The sequence below is a fragment of the Nocardia amamiensis genome, assembly GCF_015477605.1.
Classification (GTDB): Bacteria; Actinomycetota; Actinomycetes; order Mycobacteriales; family Mycobacteriaceae; genus Nocardia; species Nocardia amamiensis_A.
This window is the reverse complement of the sequence record NZ_JADLQX010000024.1, coordinates 14890-30627: the sequence shown is the minus strand read 5'-3', so window position 1 is coordinate 30627 and position 15738 is coordinate 14890. Positions and strand designations below refer to the sequence as shown.

The following is a 15738-nucleotide window of genomic DNA, read 5'->3' as shown; positions in this document are numbered from 1 at the left end:
TCCCGGCCACGTGGTGATCAACCCAAAGGAGCGGACATGACGATCGACGAGCGGTTTCTGCCGGTTTCATGATGGTTCGGGTCGGTCGGGGGTGTCGGTGATGAGCCATTCCGTTTCGCTGAGCTGTCCGTCGGGCTGGTGTTGGCGGGCCAGGTAGCCGTACTCGAGGAGTTCCTGCAGTGCCGTGGTGATCGCGGCGGGTTCCTCGGTGCCCGCGGCGGCGATCGACTCGATCGTGAACTCCTCACCGCCGCCGGCCGCGATCAGCAACGCCAGCACACCCTTGGCTCGAAACGACAACCGCGCATCCCGCACCGCCGCGACACTGAGCCTGACACGATCGTTCACACCAGGGCACGTACCCTCGCAGATCGATTCCACACGCCAGCCCGCCCACTCCTGCCCGAACTCGAGGGCGGGCAATCGAGGGTGCACCGAGTAGCGGCAAATGATCGAAACCGTACGGCTGATCCTGATCGGCCGGGCGCGAACATCAGCATTTGCGCACGTCATCGACCGTAAATCGAGTTAGTCCCCACGCGAAAGTGTACTGTTCATTTAGTTTCGCGTGAGCGTGACAAATCGAAAGGGTGCTCGAATGGGGCGTGGCCGTCCGGCTCGTGACGAGATCTACAAGCGACTCGATGCGCAGATCAGTGAGTTGTGGAACCAGCTCGGTGGCCTCCCGAGCCCGCTGGAGGCATCGGATATCTGGACCGATATCTGGACTGCCGAGGCCCATCACTCGACAGCGCTCGAGGGGAACACACTGGTCATCTCCGAGGTGGAGCAGCTGCTGAAGGAGGGCCGAGCAGTTGGCGCCAAACAGTTGAAAGAGTATCTGGAGGTGCAGGGCTACGCGGCTGCGTCCACGTGGGTGTATCGCGAGGGCTCATGGCGCAAAGATGGCCCCACGCAGGACTCGTTGTATCAGTCCGACGGCGTGATCTCGATCAACGAGGTCCGTCACATCCATCAGTTGGCGATGCAGCCGGTCTGGGACGTTGCACCCCATCCCGACGCGACCGACTACGAGGGCCCCGGGTCGTTTCGTCAGCACGAGATCCAGCAGTTCCACGGCGGCATGAAGCCGCCGACGTGGCCGACAATCGACTCCCGCATGGCCGCGTGGCGCGAAGACGCCTTGACGATCGGCGCACGTACGCCGGAGTTCACCGAACGAATCGCCCGCTCGCATTGCCACTTCGAACAGATTCACCCGTTCCTCGACGGCAACGGTCGTACCGGACGCCTGGTGATGAATCTCATGCTCGTCCGGTTCGGGTATCCGCCGGTGATCATCTTCAAGAACGACCGGGAGCGCTACCTCAAGGCGCTGCGACGGGCGGACAAGGGCGATTACGGAGCGATGGGCGAGTTCCTCGCTCGCGCGATCCTCGACAACCTCTACCGATTCATCGTGCCCGCTGTGGCGGGGCCGGCCAAGCTGGTCCCCCTGGGCGCTCTGGCCACGAACGAGATCAGCCACACCACACTGCGTACCGCAGCGAATCGGGGGACCCTGCAAGCGACCAGGGGCGCTGATGGCCAATGGCGGTCGAGCCGTAAGTGGGTCGACGACTACCTGCGCAACCGGTACAAGCGCCGCTAGCCGCCTCGCCGGGCCGCCGTGCGCGAAGCCCGGTGCCGACCAACGATCTTGCACGCAAATTGCCAGGTCGCTACAGTGAGACTCCAAACCGCTACTGACGACCCGACCCCGGAAGTCGATCAGGGCGGTTTTTTCATGCCCTGACGGGCCGCCGCGGCCCGCTCGGGGCTGGAAGGCGGCGGTCATGGACGACCACAGCGATCCGACCCGGACGGGCATCCGCGATGCGGAGATCATCCACGGTGAGGCCCTCGCGACCATGCGGACTCTCACCACCGGTGGGTTCGACGCGCTGATCACCGACCCGCCCTACTGCAGCGGTGGCACCAGCAGCGCCGAACGAACATCGCGCACCGCCCGGCAGAAGTACGTCAGCACCGGTTCGGCCGCGGGCAAGGCGATGCCGGACTTCGGTGGTGACCAGCGCGACCAGCGCTCGTTCACTCTCTGGTGCACCCTGTGGCTGGGTGAAGCGTTGCGCCTCGTGCGCCACGGCGGGCAGGCCCTCGTGTTCTGCGACTGGCGCCAGCTGCCCGCGATGTCGGATGCGCTGCAAGCCGCGGGGTGGCGCTGGCGCGGAATCACGGTGTGGGCCAAAACGAATGCGCGCCCGCAGCCCGGCTTCCGCAACGAATGCGAATACGTCCTGTGGGCCTCGCACGGCACCATCGACCGCGATCACCAGCCGCCCTGCCTGCCTGGTGTGTACCGGATCGGCTCGCCGAAAGGCAAAGAGCGCCAGCACATCACGGCCAAGCCGGTCGAGCTGATGCGCTACCTCGTGCGCACGGTTCCTGTCGGCGGTCTCGTTCTCGACCCCTTCGCAGGCTCCGGAACCACCGGCGTCGGCGCCCTGGCCGAAGGCCGGCGGTTCCTCGGTATCGAGGCGAGCGCGGCTTACGCCGAGATCGCGACACGACGGCTGGCCGAACACACCGACCACCACCTATCGCAAGGAGCTGATCCGCTGTGACGAGCTACCACGACCCGAACAGCACCGACGACATCGACAACCGGTTCAACTATCACCCGGCCAGCGGCGACAAGGTCACCGCACACGAGCAGACCCGCGCCGCCTGCCGCGAGCTGGCCCACCGGTTCGACCGCGAACTACCGCCCGGCCGCGAGAAGGCCCTCGCGCTCACCAAACTCGAAGAGACGATGTTCTGGGCCAACGCCGCCATCGCGCGCGCCAAGAACTGACCCTCGATCGCAGCACCGCACTCCCCGCAAGCGGCCCATGACCATGGTGCCCGCGTCCGGGCCAGCGGGGGACACGGGCGCCACCGGAGCCCCTTATGTCGTCGCAAATTCATTCCATCCACCAGGAGGTCGAACAGTACATGGCCGGCATTCACCGCACTCTCGACTTCGAGACGTTCACCCTCGCAGTCGATCTGCCCACCACCGCCCAGGTCGACATCGAGACCCGGACCACCGGCAGTCGCGACTACCTCGCCGGGCAGATCATCGTCGATGCCGGCACCATCAGCGCCTACCTCGACGACTGCGCCATCGCCGCTGACCGGTTCCTGCGTCGCGACGACGGCAGCTACATCCGCATCACCGGCGGCGCGATCGATGGCGACGGCGGTGTGCTCTACCTCGACCAGTCACGCGAAACCCTCTTCAGCCCACCCGAAGGCGGGGATCCGGTGCTGTTGCGCGTCGTCGAGCCGGATCCGCCGACAACGCCGATGGACTGGTTCTTCGATGAGGTCGCGCGGGCATTCGCAGACCTCGAGCAGGAGTGATGGACCTGCCCACGCTCGCCAACGCCGCAGCCGAGATCGTCAGAGCTGCCGTCGATTCCCTGCTGCACCACCCGATCGGTCACGCGCCGATGCTGAAGGCGATTCCGCTGCGCATCCTGATGGCGGTGCAGTGGTGAGCCCGATGCGCCTGCGCGTGCTCGAACTGCCGACGCGAACACTCGGCGCCGCATCCGAGACGCCGTTCGTACTCGTGATCGACCGCTGTGCACCCGTAGACGCCGAGGTACTGGCGTATCAGGCGCACGGCATCCGCGCCACCACCGGCGCTGCCGGTGTCCTGGTCTTCGTGGACGAGGTCGATTTGGACGCCGCGGCTGAATGGGATGAGGCCACCGCCCGTCAGGCGCTCGGCAGCCTGGCTCACCTGCTCGACGCATCCGAGCCGGTCACGCACAGGGCGGACGAGGACCGGCCGCCCTGCGTCGGCGACACCCACCACATCGTCGGCAGCAGGTGCGCGTGCGGCATGGCCGGCGCAGGCGGCGCAAGAGCCGGTCGCGCGTGACCGTCGTCGCGGCCATGGTGACCGGCGATCACGTGGTGATGGGCGCCGACAACGCCTCCGATCACAGCGGCACGTTCGTTTACAACCAGGGCAAGATCGCACGCAAGCAGTTCTCCATATACCCGGAGCAGCTCATCATCGGCGCATCGGGCAACGCGGCCATCGTGCCGACCGTGACACACAATCTGACCATCGAGAGCGCACCGCAGCCACACGCCGACCGGGATGCGGTGGACAGCTGGGCTCACCAGGTCGCCGAAGCGATGACCCAGATCCTCGCCGAGGCCACCCCATCGGTGCTCGACGGGAACAACATCGACGGCGCGATCCTCATGGCCTGGCGCCAGCATCTGTGGTTGGTGCACGCGCACAACGCGATCCGCCCGAACAACGGCATCGTCGCCATCGGGTCAGGCCGCGACATCGCGCTCGGCAGTATGCACACATCCGCTGCCAACCGCGCCGACCCCGTGAAGGCCGTCGACCTCGCTGTCCGACTGGCAGCCACCTACGACAGCGGCTGCCGCCTCGACGAGTCCGGTCCGCTCATCTACACCACAGCGCCGGACTGATGGCCTGGTCCCGTGACCCCGACCGATACCGCGGAGTGCCGCGGGCACAGGCCGAGCAGATCCGCCAGCGCGACAAAGGCATCTGTCAGAAGTGCAGCAGGCCCGGCCATGAGGTCGACCACATCATCAACGTCAAGGCCGACGGGACCGATGACGACGACAACCTTCAGGTGCTGTGCAAGGACTGCCACGACGCCAAGACTCAGGGTGAGGCGCAAGCGGGCAAGGCCAAGCGGAGTCGGTACCGCGAGCCCGAGCCACACCCCGGACGGTTGCCGAGGCGTAGCTGAGGGGTGGGGGATGACCCTCGATCGGGCTCGGGAGCGGCGGAAGGCATAGCACCTCCGACCATGCGTGCGCCCCTCTCCTGTTTTTTCGCAGGTCAGCGTGGTGCGCCCGGTGAGCCGACGTGACCAGTCCGCCGTGTTGCTGGCATCACCACTGATAGGGGCTCTAATTCGTAACACATCCAGGTAGAATGGGTGTATGGGCAGCAGGGAGTGCGAGTACTGCGGCGTGCGGTTCCAGCCGACGAACGCGCGCGGCCGGACGCCGCGGTTCTGTTCGAACGCCTGCAAGCAGGCCGCCTACCGTGACCGCCAGGTGCTGCCCGTCGAGTTGCGCACCCGCGACCGCTGGGTGATGTGGAAGCTGGCCAGCCGCGGCGGGCTGCCGACGAAGGTGCCGATTCAGCCGACCGGCAAGGCTGCTTCGTCGACCGACGCCGCGACCTGGTCGCCGTGGTCGCGCGTGCGCCCGGCCGCCCGCAAGGGGTTCGTCCTGGGTGCTGGCATCGGCTGCCTCGACCTCGACCACTGCCTCATCGACGGTCTACTGACCCCGGCCGCCGCGAGGTTCCTCGCGCAGCTGCCGCCGACCTACATCGAGGTCTCGCCCTCGGGTGATGGTCTGCACGTCTGGGGTCGCATGCCCGAAGGCCGCGGCCGCCGATATGTGACCGGCGACGGTCTGCGGGTGGAGCACTACAGCGTTGGCCGGTACATCACGGTCACCGAGCGTCCGGCGCCGGGCTCGGTGCGCCGCCTGGCTGATCTGTCCGAAGTAGTGAGCTGACCTGCGGTCTCGGCCTCGGGGCGGCTCGGCCAGCCGCCCTGGTGGCGGTCGAGACCCTGGAGGTCGGATGGCATCGAAACCTGCTGCGCCGAAGGGGCTTCGCCCCGGTGGCCGGAAGTTGTGGACCGACATCGTCGGCAAGTGGGAGTTGCGTCCCGACGAGCTGCGCGTGCTGCGTGAGGCCGCGCGCGAGGTCGATCTGATCGACGCTCTGGAGTCGGCGTTGTCGAAGGACTCGATCATGATCGCGGGCTCGATGGGTCAGCGTGTGGTCAACCCGCTGGTGAGCGAGCTGCGTCAGCATCGCGCGACGCTGGCCGGCCTGCTGCGGCAGTTGAAGCTGCCCGACGCCGATAGCGGCGAGGCCGGGATGGAATCGCGGAGCACGGCGGCCCGCGCGGCGGCGAACGCGCGCTGGTCCAAGCGTGGCCAGAGCGCGTAGCGCCGGTCCTGCCCTCATCACGTCCGCGGAATCGGAGTTCGCGCAGATCATCGAGTGGTACGAGTACAAGCTCGAAACCACCGCGCCGCCAACAGATCTGGAGTGGGAGCCGGTCAAGATCGGCCCCACCTGGCAGTGGGACGGCGGATGGCTGCTGCCGGAGTGCACGCTCGGGTGGCGGGTGCTGGCGTGGTGTGGTCGGTGGCTGCGCGACAAGAAGGGCCGCGAATGGCAGTTCACCCTCGAGCAGGCCCGGTTCATCCTCTGGTACTTCGCGGTCGATGCCGAAGGCGACTTCATCCATCGCAACGCGGTGCTGCAACGGCTGAAGGGCTGGGGTAAGGACCCGCTGGCCGCGTGCCTGGCGCTGGCTGCGTGCTTCGCCGAAGTGAACTTCGACCACTGGCATCATGGCCGCCCGGTCGGCGCGCAGGAGCCGAACGCCTGGGTGCAGATCGTCGCGGTGTCGGAGAAGCAGACCAAGAACACCATGCAACTGTTCCCGGTGCTGCTGCCACCGGAGACGCGCAACCGCTACGGCATCGGCCAGCCCGGCAAGTTCCACGTCTTCGGGCTGGGCGATACCCGCCAGATCGAGGCCGTGACCAGCAACCCGGACTCGATCGAGGGCGGGCGCCCGACCCTGGTGATCCGCAACGAGACCCAGAACTGGCGCGAGTCCAACCGCGGTCACGACATGGCCGGTGCCCTGGCGGGCAACGCCGCGAAGTCCGAGCGCGGCGCGGCGCGGATGCTCGACATCTGCAACGCCTACCGTCCCGGGGAGGACTCGGTCGGCGAGCGCCGCCGCGAGGCCTACGACGCCACGCAGGGCGAGGACCCGACGGCGATGGACTTCGGCCTGCTGTATGACTCGCTGGAAGCGCCGCCGGAGGCCCCGCTCACCGCGGAGGACGCGCCCGCGGTGGTGCGGGCGATCGCGGGCGACTCGACCTGGCTGGACACCCGCCGCAACGGCAGCATCGTCCAGTACATCCTGAACCCGGAGAACCCGCCGAGCGAGTCACGGCGCAAGTGGTACAACCAGATCGTCGCCACCGCCGACGCCTGGACCACCCCGCAACTCTGGGATCGCCTGGCCGACCCGAGTGTCCTACCGCCCGAGGGCGCCGAGGTGTTCTTGTTCCTCGACGGCTCCAAGAGCGACGACGCGACCGCGCTGATCGGCTGCCGCCTCGACACCGGCGACGTGTTCGTCGTCGGCATATGGGAACGACCGGCGAACTGGGACAGCAAGCGCGCGTGGCTGGTCGACCGCGCTGACGTCGACGGCCGCGTCCGGTGGGCGTGCGCTCGCTGGGACGTGTACGGCTTGTGGTGCGACCCGTCCGACGCCCGTGACGACGAGTCCGGCGAGCTGTACTGGGAGCCGCTGTGCGACGACTGGACCGAGATCCAGGACTGGCGTCTGCCGGCCGTGAAGTCGGGAGACCGCCAGCACCCGATCATCTGGGACATGCGCTCACCGCGGCACGCCGCGCTGCACACCCAGCACGCCGAGCGCACGGTGACCGACATCAAGGACGGCGCGTTCCGCTACGACGGCAACAAGCGGTTGCGCACGCACGTGCACAACGCGCGCCGGCGCCCGGGCAAGTACGGCGTCGGCCTAGGCAAGTCGGGCCGCGGTTCGTCGAGGAAGGTCGACGCCGCGGTGGCGATGGTCGGCGCCCGGCTGATGCGAAAGACCTGGCTGCTGGCCAACCCCGACGGGCCGAACGAGGCGTTCTTCTTGTGAGAGGCGGTGATCGGTGAATCGGGCTCAGGCCGTCGACGCCGTACGCGAGATGTTGCAGGGCCCGCGGGCATATGAGATGCCGCGCCTGGATGTGCTCGACGCGGCGCTGAAGCCGTGGGATTCGCCCGAAGCGGCGGTGCACGCACTGGAGATCCGCGGCATCAGTTCCTCGCAGGCGCAGGGGTCGTTGGCCGCTCTGGTCGGTCTTGCCCGCAAGTCGCAGACGAACTTTCTGCCGTTGATCTTGGACGTGTACGGCCAGGCGATGAAGGTCGGCAACTACCTGACCGGTGTCACGGTCGACGAACTGACCCAGCGGCGCACCGGCACACGGTCGGGGCCGTGGAAGTGGTGGCAGCGCAACCGGATGGGCGCGGGCCAGACCGGCATTCATCGCTCGGCACTGCACTACGGGACCTCGTATGCGACGGTGCTGCCGTCACTGCGGCCGAAGGATTGGACCGGCGGCGAGGAGATTCCGGTCTACATCCGCGGCGTCTCCCCGCGTCAGATGACCGCGATCTACGGTGAGCCGCTGGAGTGGGATCCGCGCGACGGCGGCCCGGTCGACGACGCCTGGCCGATCATGGCGCTGGAAATGAAGGGGCCGATGATTCGGCTCTACGACGAGGTGAACGTCCACTTCATCGGCGCGAAGAACCTCCCGCAGTCCGCCTTCGGCTGGCGCGACCCCTCCTACATCAGCGTCAACAACTTCGACTACATCGAGGGCCGTCGTCACGATGTCGGCGTCTGCCCGATCGTGCGATATCGAGACCGCATCCTGCTCGACGGGGAGGAACAGTTCGGCATCATCGAACCCCTGCTGACGATTCAGCAGAGGATCAACGAGACCACCTACCAAATGCTGGTGGCCCAGTACTACTCGGCGTTCAAGCAGCGCTACGTCATGGGCTGGCTGCCCAAGAGCGAAGCCGACGCACTGCGTGTCGCAGTCTCCGACACCCAGTTCTTCAAGGATCCGAACACCAAAGCCGGCCAGTTCGACGCCACCGACCTCGAGAACTACATCAAGTCCAAAGAGAGCGCCCTGCGCGACGCCGCTGCGATCGGGCAGGTACCTGCCCAGCAGCTCGGTTTGTCGGGGATCAGCAATATCTCCGAGGCGAGCCTGGCAGCGCTCGAGGCGGGTAAGGATCGCAAGGCCTCCGAGATCCAGACCTCGCTCGGGGAATCGCACGAGCAGACACTGCGCACCGCGGCGCACATCTCCGGTGACGTGGCGGCGGCAGCGGATTTCGCGGCCGAGGTGATCTGGGACGACACGACCGCACGCAGCTTCGCGCAGACGATCGACGGTCTCGGCAAGATGGCCACGATGCTCGACATCCCACCGGAGATGGTCTGGGAGGACATTCCCGGCTGGTCGAAGGAAAAGGTCGAGCGCGCCCTGCAAGCGCGCGCACGCCAGGACGACCGCCTGATCGAGGTCTGAATGCTGTCCGCTGCGCTGCGGCTGCTGCACCGCGCGCTCGGCGCCACGCTGTCCCGGATCATCCTGCGGCGCATGCGCGCCGAGGGTGTGCCGGTCACGCCGCAGCAGCGGCAGCAGATGGCGCGCCGCCTGCACCGCGAGGTGGTGGCGGCCCGCCGCCGCAGCCACGCCCAGGCCACGCGGGCGATCCGCGAGTTCGACCCGGATATTCGCATCCCAGAACCGGACCCGTACCCGGTCGCCGCCGTGGTGGCCGCGATCGACCGCGCCGTCGAGCCTCCGCCGCCGCGGCCCGCACCCGAACCAGAGGAACCGCAGCCCGCTGCCCGCGTGACCGGTGCCGATGAACAGCCGCGGGAGCGAATACGGGTCACCGCGCCGGAGGTGGCCGAGCGCCCTCGCGGTCGCGTGGCCGCACCGAGCGAACTCGACCCGCGATCCCGTCGGCGAGCCCGTAGCCGGGTGATCGCGCCGACGCTGGACAACCGCACCGACCCCCGTGTGGTCGTGCAGGTGTCGCAGCGCCTGTCGGCCACCCTGGCGCGGCATGCCGCGCAGGCGGGCCGCAACGCGGTGGTCAACGCGGCGCTCGGTGCGGGCGAGGAGATCGGTTGGGCGCGTGTGCTGTCCGGCAGCGAGAACTGCGCGTTCTGCGCGATGCTGGCCTCACGCGGCCCGGTCTACCGGTCGGACAAGTCCGCGCTGACGGTCGTCGGCCGCGGCGGGCGGCCTCGCGGCAGTCGTGCGCTGGGCGAGCGTTACCACGACGGATGCGACTGCGAGGCCGTGCTCGTGCGCCGCGGCCAGGACTGGGAGGGCCGCGAGGAATCCGAGCGGTTGGAACGGCTCTGGATCGCCGCGAGCACAGCGGCCACTCAGGCCGGCGAGGAGCCGCGGCGCGTGTTCAACAGAGCGTTCCGCCGCATCGAGCGTGACCCGGAGCTGGGTGAGGAAATCGAGAAGCTCTGGGCCGAGGTCACCGAAGGCTTGACCGGCAGCGAAGCCATCCGCGCTTTCGCGACTGTGATCAAGGAACGCCCACCGGCCGCCCTGGCGGCGGCCCGACGCCCCAGGAGGGCCACCACCGATGAGTGACAACCCGATTACCCAGCCCGCCATCCCGATCGTCGTCGGCAGCGCAGGCGCAGGGGGAGGGGGGATCAGCAGCTTTCCGCTGGCCGCGCCCACGCCCGCCGCGCCGCCGGCCTCACCAGCCCCCGCTCCTGCCGCATCGGCGTCGACCGAACCTGCCGCACCGGCGAATCCGGCACCGCCCGAGCCCGCCGCCCCGAAGACGCCGGAGGAGTACGAGGCGGTGATCAAGGATCTGCGCAAGGAGAACGCGGGCTGGCGTACGAGGCTGCGGGAGGCTGAGCCGATCATCGAGGCGCACAACCAGGCGCAGGAGGCGGCGAAGACCGACATCCAGCGCGCCAACGACCAGGCCGCGCAGCTCAAGACGGATCTCGACGCGCGAACCAACGAACTGAACGTGCTGCGTGCCGCGCACAAGCACGGCGTCCTCGAAGAGGACTTCGACTTGCTGGGGTCAGGCACCCCGGAAGAGCTGGACGCCCGAGCGGCCCGCATCGCCGCCCGGTATCCCTCCAGCGCCGCACCGACCCCGCCGCCGAGTGATCGGCCGGTCGAGGGTCTGAGGCCTGGAGCCTCGCCTACTCCACCGGCACCGCCGGACACCTCATACCCCGCGTCCTGGCGGCCGCGGGATTCCGAAAGGAGCTGACATGGCGAATGATTCGCAGCCACTGTTTCGGCCGGGCGCCGACATCACCGGCCTGGCCACCGCCGCTATCACGGGTAAGACGTGTGTAGGTATCTCCGCCACCCGCGACGCCACCACCGGCCTGATCAAGGTCGCGACCGCCACCGCCGCGGCGAAGGCATTCGGGGTGGCCTGCGCCGACATCGCTTCCGGCGCCATCGGCCTGATCCGCCGCGGCGGGATCCTGCCGGTCACCGCGGGCGGCAGCATCTCCGCCGGCGCTCAGGTCGAGGTCGGTACCGGCGGCAAGGTCGTCACCCTCGCCTCCGGTATCGCCGTCGGGCAGGCCGTCGAGGACGGCACCAACAACAACCCGATCTTCATCGCCTTCTACGGCGCGTAACCGAAAGGAGGAACGGCAATGGCATACACGGCGTATAACCAGGAGTTCCCGCTGGGCACCCCGTCGGTGTCGGGCAACAACATCACCGTCGATTTGATGTTGAAGGAGCCGACGCGCATCAACGCCTACCTGTCGGATCTGGCGCTGAAGGGCTACTTCGCCGAGCGGATCTTCACCAACGGCGGCACCGTTTCCGGTGGCGCGCTGGTCTACACCCAGCTCACCAAGAACGACCTGTTCCCGACCCGCTCCGTGCAGAAGGTCGCGCCGGGCGCGGAGTTCCCGGAAGTCACCTTCGACCGGCCCGAGCCGTTGACCGCGCAGGTCGAGAAGCTCGGCGGCAAGTTCAAGATCACTGACGAGGCCCGTCGCCGCAATGACATGTCGGCCATCCAGACCGAAGGTGTGAAGCTGGGCAACGACGTGCAGCGACAGTTGCACGTGCGCGCCCTGACGGAGCTGGAGGCCTCGATCACCGCGATCGGTTCCGACGTGCAGATCAGCGGCACCTCGTGGCTGGATGCCACCGTGCTGACCATCTCGACGGAGAACAAGGCCGCCCTGCCGGCGGCGGACCTTGCTGAGATCCGCAAGCGGGCGGCGGTCAAGGAGCTCGGGACGCAGTACAACCTGATCATCCTGAACCCGCAGGAATTCGCGAACCTGTCGATCATCTACGGCGACGCGGAAGCCTGGCTGCGCAGCCAGGGATTCGGGCTGGCGGTGTCCAACGTGATCACCGCGGGAACCGCGTACGCCGTGCAGGAAGGCATGGTCGGACAGGTCCGCTACGAGGAGCCGCTGACCACCGAGACCTGGCGGGATCCGAGTGTCCAGTCGACCTGGGTGCAGACCTCGATCAGCCCGGTGTTCGCGGTGACCAACCCGTACAACGCGCTGAAGATCACCGGGCTCGCGGCATGAGCACCGTGGAACGGACCGTGGTGCTGGGCTCGATCGTCTACCTCGACGACAAAGGCCGTACCCGACGCGCAGATTGCGGAACGGTGGTGCAGGTCAACACCGCCGATCTCGAGCGGTTCGACCGGCTCAACGTGCTCCTGCCGAAACCCGAGCCCGCCCCGGCGGCGGACCCGGACCCGGTCGGCGAGACGATCGACGAGAACGCCGCCGACGACGCCGAGGACGCGCAGCCTGCCCCGGCGGCGGCTGCTGACCTGGTGTATGAGCCCGCGGACGAAGACGGCGAGCCCGACACCGACAGGCCCGCCGCCCGCAAACGTCGCGGCACTCTGCGCGTGGACGGCTGAGGCGATGGCCTACGCCACCGCTGACGAGCTCGAGGACGGCTGGCGCACCCTGTCCCAGGCGGAGAAGGATCGCGCCAGCGTGCTGCTCGACGATGCCGCCTGGTGGCTGGGAATCTGGTTCAAGCCCTTCGGCGACCTCGCGGCCCTGGCGGCCGCCGATGCGAACCTCGCCCAGGGCCTGAACATCCTCTCGCGCAGCATGGTTCGCCGAGCGATGACCACCGGCGCGGTCGAGGGCGCGCAGTCCACCTACCAGGTGATGGGCCCGTTCTCGACGCAGATCGCGTTCAAGAACCCCGACGGCAACCTCTACATCTACGACTCCGAGCGCGACGGCATCCTCGCCGCGCTGGGCGTGGATGTCTCGGGAGCCAAGTCGGTCTCGGCCCCAGGGCTGTAGCGATGCAGCCGTTCGAAGTCCCCTTCGGTGAGGAATGGACGATCCTGCGTGGCATTCGTGACCGTGTCGGCGACAAGGCCCCGGCGGCCGCCGGCAGTCTCGAACGCTGCGTGTTCTGGCAGAACGTGCCCGTCGAACCCGGCGGCACGTACCCGGCCACAGCCCGCGACTCGGCGACGCTCACCGGCACCCTGGCGGTGCCGAAGGGTTCGGCCGAGGTCAAGCAGTCCGATCAGCTGCGGCGCGAATCCACCGGGGTCGTGTATCAGGTGCTCGGCCCGGCGAATTGGGACCACGTGCATCCGATGAGCGGTTGGGACCCCGGCTATGTGACCTATTCGGTGAAGGCGGTGACATAGGTGCGCCACAATATCCCCTACCGGGACGCCGCCGGTGCCGGCAGCAACCCGGCCATCGCCGGTCTGCTGCTGTCGGCGCAGATGCGTTCGCTGATGTTCGAGGTCGCCGAGATCGCGCAGGCCATCTACCGCGACGAGGTCTCCCAGCGCACCGGCCGCCTGGCGCGGTCGGCGCGTGTCGAGACCTTCCGTGGTGGGCGGCTCAAGGATCGCTGGAAGTCGCGTCTGGTCATCGGCGGCAGTGAGGCGCCGCATGGGTTGTCGCACGAATTCGGTTACGAGATTCACGACGACGATGGCAATGTGACCGCGGTCGTCGGCGGCGCGCATGATCTCAACCAGGTGCTCAACCGGTTGGGGACGCTGTGAGCGTGCAGTTTCCGGACTGGTACGAGGGCGGCTGGCCCGACCGCGAACTGGTCGTGCTCGATCTGGCGCAGCGCTGGCTGGATCTGCTGAACCCGCCAGGGTTGGCGGTGACGTGGCTGCCCGACGACCTGAACGAGCTGCTCGACGCCGGGTGCGTCGTGGTGCGCGTGTATCGAGGCGGCCTCGGCGCGGATGGCCTGATCGACGCCGCAGCCGTGCAGCTGGGCGTCATCGGCCAGACCCGCGCGGATTCGTGGGCGGTCGTGGAATACCTGCGCCAGATGCTGTTGTCCTACGAGCACGGCGGCGAGGTCCGCCACGAGGACGGCTCGGTCTCCTACGTCTCGTTCGTCGAGGAGATGATCGGACCGCAGCAGCTGCCCGAACTGAATCCCGATCACCGGCTGGTGCCGGTGACCTTCCGTGTGGAATGTCGTCTGCCGCGCGGCATTCCGGACTACGCGCGTATCCGCGAGTCCCTCCCTCTCTGATCCACCCCCCTTTGACGCACCGCGCACCACACCCGGTGCCGCGGGACTTTCGTCATGCCCGAAAGGAGCAGCCCTGCCATGGCCGCAACCACGTTCGCCGCCCTGAAGGACAAGAACGACGCACTGGTGCTCACCGCGAGCGACTGGTACGTCGGCCTGCACGCGTGGACTCCCGGCGCCTCCTACATGCCGACCGATCTGTGCGACTCGGCCGGCGTCTTGCAGACCCTTCCCGCCGGGTGGAAGACCTCCGGGGAGATCCAGAAGGCCAAGGGGGTCGACCTCGCCCCGGACACCCAGACCGCCGACATCGAGGGCTACGGGTCGCCATCACCGCGCCGCAAGCTGGTCACCGGCGAAGGATTCACCATCGACTACCTGGCGCAGGAGTGGCGCAAGATCAACCAGGAGATCTGGCACAACACCGACCTGACCACCATCAGCGCCACCCCGGGCAAGGGCTACACCGGCCGCAAGTACTCCGACCTCACCGTGCGCTACTACTCGGCGCTGCTGATCGCGAAGGACTTCGCCTCCGACTACCTCTACCCATGGTTCAAGTTCCCGAAGGTGTCGGTGTCCAAGCGCGCGGCGATGGCCGGCCAGATCGGCAAGGAACTCGGCCTCGGGTTCACGATGACCGTGCTCGATGACGCCGAGTTCGGGTCGCTGTACGACTTCGGTGTCGCCGGCGCCGGTTTCGACGACATCGCCGAAGACGCGGGATTCGCTGCCGCGGCGACCTCGATCACCGTCAGCCCCGCCGCGGCGAGCATCGCCGTCGGCGAACAACTGCAACTGCTGGTCATCGACAACAACGGGTTCGACCGCACCGCAGCATGCACCTACGCCACCTCCAACGCCGGCCGGGCGACGGTCTCGACGTCCGGCCGCGTCACCGGTGTGGCCGTCGGTTCGGCCGCGACGATCACCGCCACCCTCGGCGCACTGACCGACACCACGGCAATCACCGTCGCCTGACCCCTCCAGCGCCGTCCCCGCTGCCGTTTCCTGGTGCGGCGCGGGGGCGGCTTCCACCAGGAAAACACCAGGAAAACCAGGAGGATCCATGGCCGCCCGCACACCCCGCACAACCACTGCCGGCAAGACTGCGGCGAAGAAGGCCCGGCCCGCGACGGCGCCGGAGAAGATCGCCGCGTTCGACGAATTACGCGCCATCGCCGGGGATTACGAGCTGATCGCCGCAGTAACCGAACCGTACGAACTCGGCCAGGAATGGGGGTTCGACCCGCCGGTGATCGCACGGTTCCCGGCCGACCTCGAGAACAAGGTCCTGCTCGACATGGCCAGCCGCCGCGCCGATGCGATCGGCATCCTGAGCGTGCTCCTCGGTGACGTCGGGCTGCTGCGCGTGGTGCAGGCCTTCAAAACCCAACCCGACGGCGACCGTCTGCTGATCGGGCTGCAGATGCGCCTGACCAATCACTTCCTCGGCCGGGGCGCAGCCCAGGTGGGGGGTACAGCGGCCTCATAGACCGCATCGCCGTCTATGGGGCCGAGATCCGC

The 15738-nt window shown here is 68.0% G+C and carries 24 protein-coding genes; 23 read left to right on the top strand and 1 reads right to left on the bottom strand.

What is annotated here, in order from left to right:
- Positions 1 to 66: 66 nt before the first annotated feature.
- Positions 67 to 348 carry a hypothetical protein gene (locus tag IU459_RS27115; RefSeq protein ID WP_195132416.1) on the bottom strand — a complete coding sequence of 94 codons (282 nt, stop codon included), beginning with the start codon at positions 346 to 348 and terminating at the stop codon, positions 67 to 69.
- A gap of 250 nt (positions 349 to 598) precedes the next feature.
- Here IU459_RS27115 and IU459_RS27110 point away from each other — a divergent pair, with 250 nt between their 5' ends.
- The 23 genes from IU459_RS27110 to IU459_RS27000 all read left to right on the top strand — a co-directional run bounded on the left by IU459_RS27110 (position 599) and on the right by IU459_RS27000 (position 15706).
- The gene (locus IU459_RS27110; protein WP_195132415.1) at positions 599 to 1612 is read left to right on the top strand and encodes a Fic family protein; all 1014 of its coding nucleotides are present in this window, start codon (positions 599 to 601) and stop codon (positions 1610 to 1612) included.
- A 184-nt stretch (positions 1613 to 1796) separates the two neighbouring features.
- Positions 1797 to 2585 (top strand): DNA-methyltransferase, encoded by a 789-nt coding sequence (locus IU459_RS27105; RefSeq protein WP_195132414.1) that lies wholly within the window; start codon positions 1797 to 1799, stop codon positions 2583 to 2585.
- Positions 2582 to 2815, top strand: a complete 234-nt coding sequence (locus tag IU459_RS27100; protein ID WP_195132413.1) for an Acb2/Tad1 domain-containing protein — start codon at positions 2582 to 2584, stop codon at positions 2813 to 2815. The genes IU459_RS27105 and IU459_RS27100 overlap by 4 nt, the downstream gene beginning before the upstream one ends.
- 95 nt (positions 2816 to 2910) lie before the next feature.
- Positions 2911 to 3366, top strand: a complete 456-nt coding sequence (locus IU459_RS27095) for a hypothetical protein (protein WP_195132412.1) — start codon at positions 2911 to 2913, stop codon at positions 3364 to 3366.
- On the top strand, positions 3366 to 3503 hold the full coding sequence (locus tag IU459_RS27090) for a hypothetical protein (protein ID WP_195132411.1): 138 nt from the start codon (positions 3366 to 3368) through the stop codon (positions 3501 to 3503). The genes IU459_RS27095 and IU459_RS27090 overlap by 1 nt, the downstream gene beginning before the upstream one ends.
- Positions 3500 to 3892: a hypothetical protein gene (locus IU459_RS27085; RefSeq protein WP_195132410.1), complete on the top strand. Its 393-nt coding sequence runs from the start codon at positions 3500 to 3502 to the stop codon at positions 3890 to 3892. Before IU459_RS27090 ends, IU459_RS27085 begins: the two co-directional genes overlap by 4 nt.
- A complete protein-coding gene (locus IU459_RS27080) occupies positions 3889 to 4464 on the top strand; it encodes a hypothetical protein (protein ID WP_195132409.1) in 576 nt (191 codons plus the stop codon). Before IU459_RS27085 ends, IU459_RS27080 begins: the two co-directional genes overlap by 4 nt.
- Positions 4464 to 4754: an HNH endonuclease gene (locus IU459_RS27075; protein ID WP_195132408.1), complete on the top strand. Its 291-nt coding sequence runs from the start codon at positions 4464 to 4466 to the stop codon at positions 4752 to 4754. Before IU459_RS27080 ends, IU459_RS27075 begins: the two co-directional genes overlap by 1 nt.
- A gap of 196 nt (positions 4755 to 4950) precedes the next feature.
- Positions 4951 to 5538, top strand: coding sequence for a bifunctional DNA primase/polymerase (locus tag IU459_RS27070; RefSeq protein WP_195132407.1), 588 nt, complete (start codon positions 4951 to 4953; stop codon positions 5536 to 5538).
- 67 nt (positions 5539 to 5605) lie between these two features.
- Positions 5606 to 5980 carry a hypothetical protein gene (locus tag IU459_RS27065; RefSeq protein WP_195132406.1) on the top strand — a complete coding sequence of 125 codons (375 nt, stop codon included), beginning with the start codon at positions 5606 to 5608 and terminating at the stop codon, positions 5978 to 5980.
- Positions 5964 to 7739 carry a terminase gene (locus IU459_RS27060; protein ID WP_195132405.1) on the top strand — a complete coding sequence of 592 codons (1776 nt, stop codon included), beginning with the start codon at positions 5964 to 5966 and terminating at the stop codon, positions 7737 to 7739. Before IU459_RS27065 ends, IU459_RS27060 begins: the two co-directional genes overlap by 17 nt.
- Before the next feature lie 13 nt (positions 7740 to 7752).
- On the top strand, positions 7753 to 9195 hold the full coding sequence (locus tag IU459_RS27055) for a phage portal protein (protein WP_195132404.1): 1443 nt from the start codon (positions 7753 to 7755) through the stop codon (positions 9193 to 9195).
- Complete coding sequence (locus IU459_RS27050; protein ID WP_195132403.1) at positions 9196 to 10290, top strand: VG15 protein; 1095 nt, start codon at positions 9196 to 9198, stop codon at positions 10288 to 10290.
- Entirely contained in the window at positions 10283 to 10939 is a 657-nt protein-coding gene (locus IU459_RS27045; protein WP_195132402.1) for a hypothetical protein, read from the top strand. The genes IU459_RS27050 and IU459_RS27045 overlap by 8 nt, the downstream gene beginning before the upstream one ends.
- Before the next feature lies 1 nt (position 10940).
- On the top strand, positions 10941 to 11321 hold the full coding sequence (locus IU459_RS27040) for a capsid cement protein (RefSeq protein WP_195132401.1): 381 nt from the start codon (positions 10941 to 10943) through the stop codon (positions 11319 to 11321).
- Between the two features lie 18 nt (positions 11322 to 11339).
- Positions 11340 to 12245, top strand: coding sequence for a major capsid protein (locus tag IU459_RS27035; protein WP_195132400.1), 906 nt, complete (start codon positions 11340 to 11342; stop codon positions 12243 to 12245).
- The gene (locus IU459_RS27030) at positions 12242 to 12592 is read left to right on the top strand and encodes a hypothetical protein (protein WP_195132399.1); all 351 of its coding nucleotides are present in this window, start codon (positions 12242 to 12244) and stop codon (positions 12590 to 12592) included. The genes IU459_RS27035 and IU459_RS27030 overlap by 4 nt, the downstream gene beginning before the upstream one ends.
- A gap of 4 nt (positions 12593 to 12596) precedes the next feature.
- Complete coding sequence (locus tag IU459_RS27025) at positions 12597 to 12992, top strand: Gp19/Gp15/Gp42 family protein (protein WP_195132398.1); 396 nt, start codon at positions 12597 to 12599, stop codon at positions 12990 to 12992.
- Between the two features lie 2 nt (positions 12993 to 12994).
- A complete protein-coding gene (locus IU459_RS27020) occupies positions 12995 to 13351 on the top strand; it encodes a hypothetical protein (RefSeq protein ID WP_195132397.1) in 357 nt (118 codons plus the stop codon).
- The gene (locus tag IU459_RS27015) at positions 13352 to 13720 is read left to right on the top strand and encodes a hypothetical protein (protein ID WP_195132396.1); all 369 of its coding nucleotides are present in this window, start codon (positions 13352 to 13354) and stop codon (positions 13718 to 13720) included. It abuts the gene before it with no gap.
- Positions 13717 to 14211 carry a phage tail termination protein gene (locus IU459_RS27010; RefSeq protein WP_440446532.1) on the top strand — a complete coding sequence of 165 codons (495 nt, stop codon included), beginning with the start codon at positions 13717 to 13719 and terminating at the stop codon, positions 14209 to 14211. Before IU459_RS27015 ends, IU459_RS27010 begins: the two co-directional genes overlap by 4 nt.
- A gap of 78 nt (positions 14212 to 14289) precedes the next feature.
- A complete protein-coding gene (locus IU459_RS27005; RefSeq protein ID WP_228838593.1) occupies positions 14290 to 15192 on the top strand; it encodes an Ig-like domain-containing protein in 903 nt (300 codons plus the stop codon).
- Positions 15193 to 15280: 88 nt separating this feature from the next.
- Entirely contained in the window at positions 15281 to 15706 is a 426-nt protein-coding gene (locus tag IU459_RS27000; RefSeq protein ID WP_195132393.1) for a hypothetical protein, read from the top strand.
- The last annotated feature ends 32 nt before the right edge of the window (positions 15707 to 15738 follow it).

What these genes read in the sequence shown, in the direction of transcription:
- IU459_RS27045 (WP_195132402.1), top strand. Translation starts at nt 10,283, where the DNA reads ATGAGTGACAACCCGATTACCCAGCCCGCCATCCCGATCGTCGTCGGC.
- IU459_RS27075 (WP_195132408.1), top strand. Translation starts at nt 4,464, where the DNA reads ATGGCCTGGTCCCGTGACCCCGACCGATACCGCGGAGTGCCGCGGGCA.
- IU459_RS27035 (WP_195132400.1), top strand. Translation starts at nt 11,340, where the DNA reads ATGGCATACACGGCGTATAACCAGGAGTTCCCGCTGGGCACCCCGTCG.
- IU459_RS27025 (WP_195132398.1), top strand. Translation starts at nt 12,597, where the DNA reads ATGGCCTACGCCACCGCTGACGAGCTCGAGGACGGCTGGCGCACCCTG.
- IU459_RS27020 (WP_195132397.1), top strand. Translation starts at nt 12,995, where the DNA reads ATGCAGCCGTTCGAAGTCCCCTTCGGTGAGGAATGGACGATCCTGCGT.
- IU459_RS27030 (WP_195132399.1), top strand. Translation starts at nt 12,242, where the DNA reads ATGAGCACCGTGGAACGGACCGTGGTGCTGGGCTCGATCGTCTACCTC.
- IU459_RS27040 (WP_195132401.1), top strand. Translation starts at nt 10,941, where the DNA reads ATGGCGAATGATTCGCAGCCACTGTTTCGGCCGGGCGCCGACATCACC.
- IU459_RS27005 (WP_228838593.1), top strand. Translation starts at nt 14,290, where the DNA reads ATGGCCGCAACCACGTTCGCCGCCCTGAAGGACAAGAACGACGCACTG.
- IU459_RS27070 (WP_195132407.1), top strand. Translation starts at nt 4,951, where the DNA reads ATGGGCAGCAGGGAGTGCGAGTACTGCGGCGTGCGGTTCCAGCCGACG.
- IU459_RS27105 (WP_195132414.1), top strand. Translation starts at nt 1,797, where the DNA reads ATGGACGACCACAGCGATCCGACCCGGACGGGCATCCGCGATGCGGAG.
- IU459_RS27090 (WP_195132411.1), top strand. Translation starts at nt 3,366, where the DNA reads ATGGACCTGCCCACGCTCGCCAACGCCGCAGCCGAGATCGTCAGAGCT.
- IU459_RS27110 (WP_195132415.1), top strand. Translation starts at nt 599, where the DNA reads ATGGGGCGTGGCCGTCCGGCTCGTGACGAGATCTACAAGCGACTCGAT.
- IU459_RS27050 (WP_195132403.1), top strand. Translation starts at nt 9,196, where the DNA reads ATGCTGTCCGCTGCGCTGCGGCTGCTGCACCGCGCGCTCGGCGCCACG.
- IU459_RS27000 (WP_195132393.1), top strand. Translation starts at nt 15,281, where the DNA reads ATGGCCGCCCGCACACCCCGCACAACCACTGCCGGCAAGACTGCGGCG.
- IU459_RS27095 (WP_195132412.1), top strand. Translation starts at nt 2,911, where the DNA reads ATGTCGTCGCAAATTCATTCCATCCACCAGGAGGTCGAACAGTACATG.
- IU459_RS27065 (WP_195132406.1), top strand. Translation starts at nt 5,606, where the DNA reads ATGGCATCGAAACCTGCTGCGCCGAAGGGGCTTCGCCCCGGTGGCCGG.